This is a genomic window from Polynucleobacter sp. MWH-UH19D (genome assembly GCF_040409795.1).
GTDB lineage: Bacteria > Pseudomonadota > Gammaproteobacteria > Burkholderiales > Burkholderiaceae > Polynucleobacter.
This window is the reverse complement of the sequence record NZ_CP099571.1, coordinates 393,020-405,740: the sequence shown is the minus strand read 5'-3', so window position 1 is coordinate 405,740 and position 12,721 is coordinate 393,020. Positions and strand designations below refer to the sequence as shown.

13 protein-coding genes are annotated in these 12,721 nt (G+C 44.4%); 4 read left to right on the top strand and 9 right to left on the bottom strand.

Annotation, left to right across the window (positions count from 1 at the left end; all coding sequences use genetic code 11):
- Nucleotides 1-420 precede the first annotated feature (420 nt).
- Nucleotides 421-1,506, top strand: a complete 1,086-nt coding sequence (locus NHB34_RS01995; RefSeq protein WP_353427911.1) for a DNA/RNA non-specific endonuclease — start codon at nt 421-423, stop codon at nt 1,504-1,506.
- Here the strand turns inward: NHB34_RS01995 and NHB34_RS01990 are convergent.
- Nucleotides 1,503-1,748, bottom strand: coding sequence for a DUF3820 family protein (locus tag NHB34_RS01990; protein ID WP_353427910.1), 246 nt, complete (start codon nt 1,746-1,748; stop codon nt 1,503-1,505). The genes NHB34_RS01995 and NHB34_RS01990 overlap by 4 nt on opposite strands.
- A gap of 215 nt (nt 1,749-1,963) precedes the next feature.
- Here NHB34_RS01990 and NHB34_RS01985 point away from each other — a divergent pair, with 215 nt between their 5' ends.
- Nucleotides 1,964-2,878: a DUF6662 family protein gene (locus NHB34_RS01985; RefSeq protein WP_353427909.1), complete on the top strand. Its 915-nt coding sequence runs from the start codon at nt 1,964-1,966 to the stop codon at nt 2,876-2,878.
- Nucleotides 2,879-2,996: 118 nt separating this feature from the next.
- Here NHB34_RS01985 and NHB34_RS01980 read toward each other — a convergent pair whose 3' ends face one another.
- The 6 genes from NHB34_RS01980 to NHB34_RS01955 all read right to left on the bottom strand — a co-directional run bounded on the left by NHB34_RS01980 (nt 2,997) and on the right by NHB34_RS01955 (nt 10,579).
- Nucleotides 2,997-3,725, bottom strand: a complete 729-nt coding sequence (locus NHB34_RS01980; RefSeq protein WP_353427908.1) for an ABC transporter ATP-binding protein — start codon at nt 3,723-3,725, stop codon at nt 2,997-2,999.
- Between the two features lie 30 nt (nt 3,726-3,755).
- On the bottom strand, nt 3,756-5,681 hold the full coding sequence (locus NHB34_RS01975) for a branched-chain amino acid ABC transporter ATP-binding protein/permease (protein ID WP_353427907.1): 1,926 nt from the start codon (nt 5,679-5,681) through the stop codon (nt 3,756-3,758).
- A gap of 2 nt (nt 5,682-5,683) precedes the next feature.
- Nucleotides 5,684-6,562: a branched-chain amino acid ABC transporter permease gene (locus NHB34_RS01970; RefSeq protein ID WP_353427906.1), complete on the bottom strand. Its 879-nt coding sequence runs from the start codon at nt 6,560-6,562 to the stop codon at nt 5,684-5,686.
- A gap of 141 nt (nt 6,563-6,703) precedes the next feature.
- Entirely contained in the window at nt 6,704-7,888 is a 1,185-nt protein-coding gene (locus NHB34_RS01965; protein ID WP_353427904.1) for an ABC transporter substrate-binding protein, read from the bottom strand.
- 152 nt (nt 7,889-8,040) lie between these two features.
- On the bottom strand, nt 8,041-8,919 hold the full coding sequence (locus NHB34_RS01960; protein WP_353428522.1) for an EamA family transporter: 879 nt from the start codon (nt 8,917-8,919) through the stop codon (nt 8,041-8,043).
- 40 nt (nt 8,920-8,959) lie between these two features.
- The gene (locus NHB34_RS01955; protein ID WP_353427903.1) at nt 8,960-10,579 is read right to left on the bottom strand and encodes a GMC family oxidoreductase N-terminal domain-containing protein; all 1,620 of its coding nucleotides are present in this window, start codon (nt 10,577-10,579) and stop codon (nt 8,960-8,962) included.
- A gap of 57 nt (nt 10,580-10,636) precedes the next feature.
- On the opposite strand from NHB34_RS01955, the gene NHB34_RS01950 reads away from it, so the two are divergent.
- Together NHB34_RS01950 and yjgA are read left to right on the top strand one after the other, a co-directional pair.
- Entirely contained in the window at nt 10,637-10,870 is a 234-nt protein-coding gene (locus NHB34_RS01950; protein WP_353427902.1) for a helix-turn-helix domain-containing protein, read from the top strand.
- A 29-nt stretch (nt 10,871-10,899) separates the two neighbouring features.
- Nucleotides 10,900-11,427: a ribosome biogenesis factor YjgA gene (yjgA, locus tag NHB34_RS01945; RefSeq protein WP_353427901.1), complete on the top strand. Its 528-nt coding sequence runs from the start codon at nt 10,900-10,902 to the stop codon at nt 11,425-11,427.
- On the opposite strand, the gene NHB34_RS01940 is transcribed toward yjgA, so the two are convergent.
- The gene (locus tag NHB34_RS01940) at nt 11,424-12,509 is read right to left on the bottom strand and encodes an acyltransferase (protein ID WP_353427898.1); all 1,086 of its coding nucleotides are present in this window, start codon (nt 12,507-12,509) and stop codon (nt 11,424-11,426) included. The genes yjgA and NHB34_RS01940 overlap by 4 nt on opposite strands.
- On the bottom strand, nt 12,509-12,688 hold the full coding sequence (locus tag NHB34_RS01935; RefSeq protein WP_353427897.1) for a hypothetical protein: 180 nt from the start codon (nt 12,686-12,688) through the stop codon (nt 12,509-12,511). Before NHB34_RS01935 ends, NHB34_RS01940 begins: the two co-directional genes overlap by 1 nt.
- Nucleotides 12,689-12,721 lie beyond the last annotated feature (33 nt).

The window sequence follows — 12,721 nt, the reverse complement described above, 5'->3', positions numbered from 1 at the left end:
ACATGGCTCATCCTAAAAAGGTTCTTATATCAAGTCAAGAATAAAGAACAATATTTCAATAACTTTTGGTTTTGATATTAAGGGTGAGCCCGAATATATCTCTTAAAATCATCAATTAACCCATATAAATCAATTACTTATGTAAGTTAGCGGGGGCTAATTTCATTCTATAAAAAATTCCTAAATTTCAGACTTTTTTGCTATCTGAAATCAAAAATTACTCACAAAAACAATACATCTAGTATTAAAGCTCTTAATATTTTCTACCGGTAGTATCCCAGCCATATTGCTGCAAAGCACTATCAGATGCTTATATATGCGGGCAAAATCCTAGCAATCAAGCTAAAAATTTCATGAATTCATACTAGCCATTGGGCGAATGCCAAGACTGATGTAGACCAAGGCCCTACACTGATGCTCATGAACTGGAATCACAAACTATTTTCCAAAGCCCCCTTACTCCGGCTCTTTCGCTTAGTAAGTCTGCTCGCCCTCATTGGCTACTTGGCGAACCCTTTAAGTGCTTTAGCCCTTTTTGATGAGTGCAAAAGCCTATTTCCAGACCAGCGCATCCCTATAAGCCCCCAAGCAGGGCGAGATCTCTGTTTTGATAGCTTTGCGGTTTACTACTCTCCCCAAGATAAAAAGCCGATCTATGTTGTACAGAAGCTCAATCGGGAGCAGTTTTCAGCGCCACACCCCAGAAGAACCAACCAGTTCTATGAAGAAGCCAGACTCCCGTTTACTGAAAGGGCGCTACTCTCTGACTATCGGGGAAGTGGCTATGACCGAGGTCATAATGCGCCAGCAGGCGATATGAGCAATGAACGGGCAATGGCTCAGTCCTTCTCCTTGGCTAATATGATGCCCCAGGCTCGACAAAATAATCAGGGCATTTGGGCTAAAAATGTTGAAGAGCCCACGCGGCATTACGCCAAAAGGGCCACGGGTGATATTTATGTTTTCACGGGCTCAACCGGAAATCAAGGAAGCATTGGCAGAAGTCATGTCATGATACCAACGCATTTATATAAGTTAGTTTATGACCCTGGCAAAAATACTGCATGGGCTTATTGGATTGACAATACCAATGAAGCTCTCATGACTCCGCCGATTTCGTATGCGGAATTGATGAATAAAACAGGTATCGACTTTCAGCTACCGATTCCATCTGAATTAAACAAAAATAATCCAACGCCAGCCAAGCACAACGCCGGTAAGGCTGGGCAGAATACAGACTCAGTAGGTGGTTGGTATCCCGTGTTCTTTGATACCTATTCAGCAGAGAAGATAAATGCCATTCTCAATAGCATCAGAGCAGGCAAAGTAGCTAGCATTCAGGTTCAACATGATCAGAATGCTGAGCTAGCAAAGCTGATTGCTAGTCAACTCCAGACGCAAACTCAGATTGGAATTGAGCTCAGTCAAAGCAGTCCACCAGCTAGTGATGGGGTCACATATGAGCGCAAGCGCGTAACAGTCATCGTTCGCTCAAAAGCAAATTAATCGCGCACGTTTTGTAATTTTTGCGCAGTGTATGAATTTTTTATAGGCGCCAACAGTCCACGCAAGCCATTGTGATCAAGCGTGTGCATTAACTCGAGCAATTCCCCTAGCTCACCCTTTGGAAATCCTTCACGCGCAAACCATGCCAAATAATTTCCTGGCAAGTCGGCAATGGCACGACCCGCATGCTTACCAAATGGCATTTTCATTACAACCAATTTTTCCAACGCTTGCGAATTCATCCCCTCATCTTACAAGCCATATAGAAATAAACAGCGAAATAGACAGCGCATAGTTTGCTTTTTTAAATCTAATCCCATACTCAAGTAGCCATTTATTGAGTAATGGTCTTATACCTATTTGAGAATCATTCTTATTTGATTTGCTATATTGGAAACCAATTCGAATTACCCATTCGAATACTTTCAATCAACTCTCAAAAAGATGACGATCCTCTATGAAACTAACTATCAAAAGATTACTCGCCTTCAGCCTCTTTCTCGCTGCCGCCTTACATTTCTCATTTGCAAATGCTGGTGAAGGCGTATTTGGCTGGATCTACACACTCGATTTACAGCCCAAGGGAACTTTAGAATTCGAGCAGCGCCTGCAACTGAATCAACAACAAGCTGCGGGTAAATATGACGCCTGGACTGCCAGAACAGAATTAGAGTATGGCCTTACCAATGATTTACAAGTTGCAGGCTACATTAATTCGTATTACACCAGTGCCAACCAAAATTACACCAATCCCGAAGCGTGTGAAGATGCCCCTACATGTACTGGCGGTTATGGCGTTCCTTCCTCCCATGATCCTTCGACACCCTATAGAAGAAGTGGAATCGAAGGCGGATCTCTAGAGGCCATCTATCGCATTACGAATCCAGTTACTTCACCTGTTGGAGTAGGGCTCTATCTTGAACCCAGTTGGGGAAGAAATAAAGATGAGATTGAGGCACGCCTGTTGCTGCAATCGAACTTTATTGATGATCGCTTAGTGGTCGCCAGCAATATCGTAGTTGCTAATGAGCGCCTCAAATTTATTGAGAACGGCAATGTCCCAGAGTCTATGTTGGATATCTTAGTTGGAGCCAGTTATCGATTTGCCCCGAAATGGTCAGCAGGTGTTGAAGCGCGCTTCCATAATGACTACTCTGAGCTCAACTTACGCAATCAAGTCCAGCGCGCCACATTTATCGGACCTAATCTGCACTATGCCGCTAAAGACTGGTGGGTCACAGGTGCATGGCGTTATCAACTCGCTGGTGGCACCTGTATGGGTGGTGGCGAAGCAGAGTGCTCTAATGCCCGCGTTTGGGATAGCCATACCGTAAATGAATACATCCTCAAGGTAGGCTTTCAGTTGAATTAATAAATCAACAAGAACAATTGAATTGATATGAAAAAAGCCCTTATGAAAGGGCTTTTTACGTGATAGCTTTTTATTTAAGCTTTAGGTTTAAGAACAGCAACTACGATGAAGTTACAACTCAGTGACTACTTGCTCCACCCAGGTAGGCTGCCTTCACGGCTGGATCATCCTTGAGCTTAGCTGCTGGTCCATGAGTCGCAATCTTGCCGTTCTCTAATACATAACCATAGTCAGCAACATTCAAAGCTGCTGCTGCAAACTGCTCAACCAGCAACATGGTTACACCTTGAGACTTCAGATTAGAAATGATTTTGAATACCTCTTCCACCAAAATTGGTGCGAGGCCCATTGAAGGCTCATCCAAGAGAATGATTTCTGGATTCAACATGACTGCGCGAGCCATAGCCAACATCTGCTGCTCACCGCCAGACAAAGTACCCGCCAATTGATTGCGACGCTCTTTCAAGCGCGGGAACATTTCTAGCGCTTTTTCTAGATCGTTCTTAATGTCACCCTTTGGACGGCTTCCTGTAAATCGCGGAAATGCGCCAAGCAATAGATTGTCAGTCACCGACATTGTTGTAAATACGCGGCGACCTTCTGGGCTATGAGCCAAACCTAAACGAGCGATTTTATGAGAGTCGTAACCATCAATTTTTTCGCCACCCAAACTTACCTCACCAGCGGTTGGTTTAATCATGCCAGTGATCGCACGCATTGTGGTAGTTTTTCCAGCGCCGTTTGAGCCAATCAAAGTAATCACTTGCCCTTTAGGCACATCAATATTGATGCCGTGGAGAACTTTAACTTTTCCGTAGCCTGCTTCAAGATTCTTAATAGATAACATGGTATTTACCGTTCAATATTGTTCTAGTGATTAAGTACCCAAGTAGGCATGAATCACCTTCTCGTTTGCCTGAACTTCCGCTGGCTTACCTTCTGCAATCTTCTGACCAAAGTCCAATACAGAAACGGTATCGCAGACTGACATCACCACATCCATGTGATGCTCAATCAAGATAAAGGTAATGCCGTTATCGCGAATCTTGCGAATAATACGCAAGAGCTCTTTGATATCAGGTGCTGTTAAGCCAGCAGCTGGCTCATCTAAGAGCAGCAATTCTGGGTCGAGCGCTAATGCACGAGCAATTTCGAGCAAACGCTGTTTACCGTATGGCAAGTTACGCGCTTCTTCATTCGCCAAATCATCCAAACCTACGAACTTGAGCAAAGCCATTGCACGAGCATGAGCCTCTGCAGATTCACGTTTGTAACGTGGTAGATCAAGAGCAATCTCCAACATATTAGATTTGAAGGTGTGATGCAAGCCAACCAAAATATTCTGAATAGCAGTCATCTCGCCAAACAGTTGTACGTTTTGGAAGGTACGTGCAATGCCAGACAAAGCAATATCAGAAGAGGTCTTACCAACCACACTCTGGCCCGCATATAAAACATTACCTGCAGTTGGCACATAGATACCAGTGAGCACGTTCATCATGGTGCTCTTACCAGAGCCGTTAGGGCCAATCAAGCCATGAATAGTGCCACGCTTAATGCTGAGGTCAACGTTGTTCAGCGCCTTCAGGCCACCGAACTGCATCAATACAGCATCTACCTTTAAGAGTTCTACGCCAGCGTTTTGACTTCCCACAGCACTAATAAAGCTAATGGAATCATCCACCGCCTCAACTTCACCGCCACGAGTAGTTTTTGCTTTACCAGTAATCGACTGATAGAAGCTCTTCGCAAAACCAACGATACCGTTTTGCAAGTAGTACACCACCAACAAAATCATGAAGCCGAAAATACTCAAGCGCCAGTCAGAGATGGTATTGAGCCAGAATGAGAATGCAGCTAAACCGACTACACCAGCAATTGGAACAGCAACACGTCTTGGAGTGGTTACTTTCTTAGAGAGTGCTAAACCAGCACCAACCACCACAGCAATCGCAATAATCGATGCAACGATGCGGAACAAGTTAATGTCGTCCAATAACTTCGGTAACAGCACAATAATCGCTGCACCAATCAATGCACCTAGGCGTGACTTACGGCCACCCATGATGATGCCCAACAAGAAAAGAACTGCTAATTCATTGTTATAGGTGTTTGGCGAAATGTATTGCTCTGAATACGCATATAAGCAACCAGCCAAACCAGCAAAGGCTGCGCTGATCACAAATGCGATCACCTTAAAGCGATATACGGAAACACCCATACAGTCACAAGCAATCGGGCTATCGCGTAATGCTTCAAATGCACGGCCAATTTGCGATTTCACAAAGCGATCCACTACCACCATAGAGGCTACTAAAACCGCCAAGACTAACCAGAAGTATTCTGCCTTAGTCATTGGAACACCCATGAGATCTGGCTTTGGAATCTTGATACCCAATGGGCCTTCCGTCATCCAGGTCATTTCATTAATGAGAATCTGGGCAATCGTTCCAAAAGCTAAGGTCACCATCGCTAAATAAGGGCCAATTACCTTTAGCGCTGGCAATGCCAAGATGCCCCCAAAAATCGAGGTGATTACGATGGATGCTGGCAAGGTTCCCCAAATAGTCCAACCAAAGTGGAAATACAAAACACCAGCGGTATAAGAGCCAATACCAAATAAAGCAGCATGACCCAAAGACACTTGACCAACATAACCTACTACGATATCCAAACCAAACAAGAGGATGGTGTAGATCAGAATCGTTTCAACTAAGTGAATGTAGTACGGGTTATGAATAAATAGTGGCAAACAAAAGAGTGCCGCAATCGCAATTAATAGAGGGAGTAGAGACTTCTTCATTATTAAACTTTCTTAATTGCAGATTTACCAAAGAGGCCAGATGGTTTGTATGCCAATACTAGTAATAGCAAAATTAATCCTGGCACATCTTTATAACCAGTTGATACATAGAAGCCAGTGGCGGTTTCTACAATTCCCAAGATAAGGCCGCCAACAATAATGCCAAGGCCGCTTGAGAGGCCACCAATAATTGCCACTGCAAATGCTTTCAAGCCGAGCGCACCACCCATGGTTGCACCAGTTAAGGTTAACGGTGCAATCAATACGCCTGCAAATGCAGCGGTCAATGATGACAGCGCATAGGAAAAAGTAATTACTTGGCTGGTGTTGATACCCATCAAACCAGCAGCATCACGATCATTTGCTGTTGCCACAACCGCCTTGCCATAAATCGTTTTGCGGTTAAAGAACTCCACCAACAACATCATGACTAATGCGCCAACTACCACCAAAATTTCCATAGGGAGAATATTTGCTCCAAGGAAATTCATTGGCTCCATTGGCAAAGGAGCTGGAAACGGCAATGCATCACGGCCCCAAATATTTTCTGCTACGTTCTTGAAAATAATACCAAGCGCAATCGTCGACATAATCCAACCAAACTCGGATTTAATTTTGATTGCAGGGCGTACACCGATCCACTCTACAAAACTACCTTGCATCATGCCAAATAAGCACACTACAGGAATCATGGCCCAGTAGTTCATGCCAAAGGTATCCACACAAGTTAGACCAACTAGTGCGCCCAACATCAAAGCTTCGCCTTGGCCGAAGTTCAAAGTGCCAGAAGTGGCGAAGGTAAGCTGGAAACCGAAAGCGATAACCGCATAGATCATCCCCACTGCGATTCCGCTTGAAAGGATTTGTGCAAGCATGTCCATTGTGTCTGCCTAAATGTATTAGTACTACTGTTTTATTGACGAATCCGACATTGTAAGCAAAACGCCGCTTTTTGGGCGGCGCTTTGGTATATCAAATGTTGCAGTGCAATAAGATTCTATTGCCTGCAAATCTCAGAAGCATTACTTCTTCTTCGCTACTGCATCCTCAGCATGCAAATATTCCACGCGACCATTTTCTACAACGCCCATCACTACGTCTTTTGCCTTGATAGCTTCGTGGTCAGCTTTGCTAAATGGCTTGTTATAGGTCATGACAACACCATCAACTGGAGTGTTGAGATTCTCTAAAGCGGCCAAGATTTTTGGTCCCTCTGTGCTGTTAGCTTGCTTAATTGCGGCAGCTAGCAAATAGACTGAGTCGTAACCTTGAGCAGCAGATACAGGGGAAGCGATGATGCCATTCTTTGGTTTGAAATCTTTCAAATAGGCATCCACAAACGCTTTACGCTTTGGAGTAGTTGCAGGTTGCTGAATAAAGGTTTCAGGCATTACAGCACCGTTACCATTCTTGCCGGCGGTATCAATAAAGCTAGCCATAGACAATGTCCAGCTACCAATCATTGGCTTCTTCCAGCCCAACTTACCCATACCATTAGCAATTTGTGCCAACTCTGGTCCGATTGCATAGGTCAAAATAACTTCAGCGCCAGCATTTTTAGCTTTGAGCAATTGAGAAGTCATATCAACGTCACCGATGTTGAATTTCTCAGTAGCAACTGGAGTCACGCCATAACCCTTCAATGCTTTTTCCAAATCTTCGCGACCTAACTGACCGTAGTTAGTAGAGTCAGCCAAAATTGCTACTTTCTTGAGGCCACGCTTTTCAACTGCCTCTTTTGCAATCATTGGGGCTTGAATATTATCAGCTGCAGAAGTACGGAAAACATAGTTTTCTGGAGCATTAGGGAACTGACGAGTAATCAAAGTGCCTGTTGCAACGTTGTTGATCACAGGAATCTTAGCGTCTTGGTAGAAACGCTGGGATGCCAACGCAACGCCAGTATTAATAAATCCCAAAGTTGCTACAACTTTTTCGTTATTGATTAACTCTTGTGCGATTTGCACACCGCGCTCATTTTTAGCCTCATCATCGCGCTCTACTAGCACGATTTTATTGCCGTTAATACCACCAGCAGCATTAATCTCTTTTGTTGCAAGGCGCACACCATCACGCATGCTGACACCCATTGAGGATGAGCCGCCAGTGAATGGACCTGAAACACCAACTTTAATATCGGCAGCATATGCACCGGTTGCAAGCAGTGCAGTAGCAGCTACCGCAAAAATGTGATGACGAATCTTCATAAAGTCTCCATGACTAAAAAATACTATTGAAATAAAACTTTTTTATAGGTACTACGCATAACGAAGAGTTATCTTACTGTTATTGCAATAGCAAAAAAAGGGCTTTGTATTAGGGTTTTACATTAGCCATTTCTGAAGTCTTATAGAGGACTTTATTTCGCTAATCGATTGCGAATGTTTGGCCAAAACAAATTCACCATTAAGCCAGTGATTACTAACCCTGCAGCCTCGATCTTCCATGGGGGTAGCGGCTCACCCAAGAAATAAGCGGATGCCCCCATCCCAAAGATGGGTACCAATAAAGGGGCTGGAGCCACAACCGCTGCAGGGTGCTTTGATAAGAGCCATGCCCAAGCACCATAGCCAAACAAAGTGTTACCCCAAGATTGCCACAAGACACCCAACCAGGCGCCTATTGGTGCATCAATAAGAGATTGACCAATAACAGGCCAACCGCCTTCAAAGATTACTGTCATTAACACTAGCGGAGGAATTGCATAGAGACTGGCCCAGACTACATAGGCAAGCATATTGATTGCACCTGCTTGGCGACTGGCGGTATTAGCAACCCCCCAAGAAAATCCTGAAAAGACAACCAAAGCCAAACCTAAGGCAGTTGTAGTGGCATCCGTATGAGCCGCAATAATGCCAAGCCCAGTTATGGCCACTGCCACTGCAATCGTCTGATACAACTTTAGCCGCTCTTTAGCAAAGAGCATGGCAAAGCCAATTGTAAAAAAGACCTGGGTCTGAATAACCAAAGAAGCCAAACCCGGAGAAATATTGCCGTCTATTGCGAAATACAAAATCCCGAATTGGCCCACCCCAACTGCGACGCCATAAACACACAAATTGATCCAAGAAATTTTTGGCCTAGGAAAAAAGAATGCTGCTGGCAAGAACGCAAAGATGTAACGCAGCGCTGCGAATACAAATGGCGGAAAACTCGCCAGCGAGATTTTGATCACTACAAAGTTAGTTCCCCAGACTGCAACAATCGCCAAAGCTAGTAACAAGTGACTCAGGGGCAATTGATAGTGCTTTTGCACCTCCTGAGGTACTGATTGGGGATTATTCACGCGTGAGCAATTCTGCGGCGCGTTGCGCGATCATCATGGTTGGCGCTGCGGTATTGCCAGAGGTAATGGTTGGCATAGCAGATGCATCCACAACACGCAGATGGCCAATTCCCCTCACCCTCAACTCAGAATCTAGCACTGCCATCGGATCATCAACGCGCCCCATTTTGCAGGTGCCCACCGGATGAAAAATCGTTGTACCAATATCACCGGCTGCCTTCACCAACTCATCATCCGATTGATATTGCTTACCGGGCTTGTACTCTTCCGGCGAATAAGGAGCAAGAGCAGCTTGCTCGACAATCTTACGGGTTAAGCGCAAAGACTCTGCAGCGACCTTACGATCTTCATCTGTAGATAGATAGTTTGGATTGATGATGGGTGGCGCCTCAGGATCCGTTGAGGCTATGTGCACGCTACCTCGCGATGTCGGTCGCAAGTTACACACGCTTGCTGTAAACGCATTAAAGGAATGCAAGTCCTCACCAAAGCGTTCAAGCGATAAGGGCTGTACATGGTATTCCACATTGGCACTCTTTTGCTCTGGCGAGCTGTAAGCAAACGCCCCCAATTGTGAAGGCGCCATCGACATAGGGCCCGAGCGCTTCAGTAGATATTCCAAACCAATCATCAGCTTGCCAAAAAGCCTATTGGCTTTGGTGTTGAGCGTCTTGATACCATTGACTTTGTAAACCATCCGTAATTGCAAATGGTCCTGAAGGTTTTCACCAACCCCAGGTAGATCTGCAAGTACTGGAATACCTAATTTATTGAGATGGGCAGCAGCGCCAATACCAGAGCGCTCCAAGATTTGCACGCTACCAATGGCGCCAGCACTTAATATCACCTCACCATTTTGGGTAATGCGTGATTCGCATAAAGTGCCATTTTTTTGATATTCAACACCATAACAATTTTTAGTATTTGGATCGATTTTGAGTTTGGTCACCACTGCCTCAGTAATCACGGTTAAATTGCTACGCTTCAGGGCATCTTTTAAGAATGCTTTTGATGTATTGAGGCGCCAACCCTTGCGCTGACTCACATCAAAGTATCCTACGCCAAAGTTATCACCACGGTTAAAGTCATCAGACGCTGGAATGCCCGCCTCAACAGCTGCATCCTTGAAGCGATCCATGATGGGCCAACGCAGACGTTGTTTGGATACCGTCCACTCACCGCCCTTACTATGCCATTGATTCGCAGCGCTGTGATAATCCTCAAAAGACTTGTAGCGCTTGAGTGCATTCTCCCAAGACCATGCGTCATCACCGGTTGCTTGCGCCCAAGATTCATAGTCTCCAACTTGACCACGCATGTAGATCATGCCGTTAATCGATGAGCAACCACCAAGCACACGACCGCGAGGGTAAAGCAATGAACGGCCATTAAGACCCTTCTCTGCAACCGTCTTAAAACGCCAATCTGCTCTTGGGTTATCAATGCAATACAGATAACCAACTGGAATATGAATCCATATATAGTTATCACTCTTTCCAGCTTCGATGAGCAATACTTTCTTATTGGGGTTTTCAGTAAGGCGCTTGGCTAGCATGCAGCCAGCGCTACCCGCACCAATGATGATGTAGTCGTAAATATTTTTTTGGGTCATACCCTACAAACCACCCTTTAATAATGGTCTCTATTATTCAATAAAATCAAAATCAGAATGGAAACAAACTGCAAACTAGATCAAGAATATACCCATTATCAAATATTTGGGCACCTTAAGACTGAAGCTTTTTCAGCCGAAGAAGCTGCAGAATATTTAGAGATTTCAATTCCCACGCTGAGAAGATATGTGCAGTCGGGAAGACTAAAGCCTTCAACAACAATAGGCAGAAGTCAGTTATTTTCTAGCGTGGACTTAAGGTTACTCAAACAAAAAATGGATAAGGAGTAAAGCAAACCATACTCTTATAAAATAGCTTAATGCATTTAAACGAGAAAAACCGCACTCCCAAGCTTGCCGATGCTGACGAGGGCCCAAGCAAGTCTGAGTTAAAGCGTCAAATGACAGAACGTCAAAAATTGGCAGAAGTTTTGGCTGCTCTAAGCAGCGATGCACTAAAAACTATTCCATTGGATGAGGCCATTAAGAACGCTGTAGCGGAAACCAACAAAATTAAAAGCTTTGAGGCTATTCGTCGCCACAAGCAATATCTAGGAAAGCTAATGCGCGCTTTGGATGATGAAGAGCTTGAGGCAATCCAAAGGCGTCTTGATGCAATCCAAGGTGTGAGTAAGGCAGAAACAGCAAAGTTACATTTTCTGGAAGGTTATCGTGATCGTCTGATTGCCAGCGATGAAGCATTTACCAAAATGATTGAGCAATATCCCGATATGGATATTCAGAATATGCGCACATTGATCCGCAATGCCCGCAAAGAAAAAGAACAAAACAAACCTCCCAAGGCATACAGGGAGATCTTTCGTGTTTTAAAAGAAATGGGGCTCTAGAGCTTTAAGTTGCGAGACGGTACTTCGACCCAGCGATAGAGCAAAGTTGCCGCCATCCAGCTAGCTGCCACCGCAATAGTCATTATTGCAATTGCCAAGAATCCATCATGTCGCTGATTCATACCCCAAGCGATATACAAAGTATTAGCAAGCAGCACAAAAGAAAAGTGGATTAAGAAAGCACAGTAAGAACGTCTGCTTCCCCAGAGAATAGCGTTAACCAATTTATGAGTTCTGCTCTCATGACTGCGCCTTTGATCATTACTATGATCTTTATATGCAACATCACCCCAGAGAATCAATGCAATCGCTACTGTGTAAGCCAGAATATTTCGTATCCATAGCTGGTGGAAACTGGATATCAAAATAATGATTCCGATTGCGATAAAAAAGAGCTTGGCAACACGATTCACCATTGGGTCGTGATAGCTCTTAGAAAGCTGTGCCAGCACCCCTAAACCATAAGCCCCTATAAAGTAGATGAAATAGTTTTCATATGCTCCAGATCGGTTAAAGAATAGCAGCGATGACACAGATAGCATCGCTAAGATCCACATGAGGGAGCGATATCCAGGAAAGAGGGATAGCATGATGGCAAATATGGCATAGAGCTGCCAGTCAATTGCAACATACCAAACTCCTGCAGAAATCGAATCCAATCCCAAGATTCCCTGTAAGAAGAAGAGATGAGCTAAAAACTGTCCCATCGATTCAGATTCACCTACAAACTCATCTTGAACCCAGAAGCGTGCCACCCATGCACATGCGATGGTTACCAGAAGAGCAACGACGTAAGGCGTAAATAGACGCAAGTAACGATTGAAGATCGTCTTCAGTACCGCCTGTGGGTTTTTTAGATTACTAGTCCGGGTAAGCGATTGAGCGGCTAAGTAGCCACCCATCACCAAGAAGATTTGTACGGCATAGCGACCATACTCAAATAGCCACGTTATTAATCCCGGCAAGAGCAGTCGCGCATCTTCTGCGATCTGACCATAACTGGAGAAGTGATGCAGGATGATTATTAAAGCAGCAAAGGTCTTTAAGAAATCAATCAGTAAAAAATGTTTCTTTGATTGCACTACTTTGTTTTATCCTTGCGCATCAACGATGCCAACAAAGGATTCGCCTTTGCTAGATCTTTTTTGGTTTTGGCATTTGCCTCAGCAACACCTGGCTTAGGAGTTTTTGCAGCATTCTTCATGCGCTGAGCAGTTGTCAAGGCGAGGTTTTTATAAAGATCGGTTTTTTTCATTGTCATGACATCTGCTCTTTATGATGATTTACTAATAAA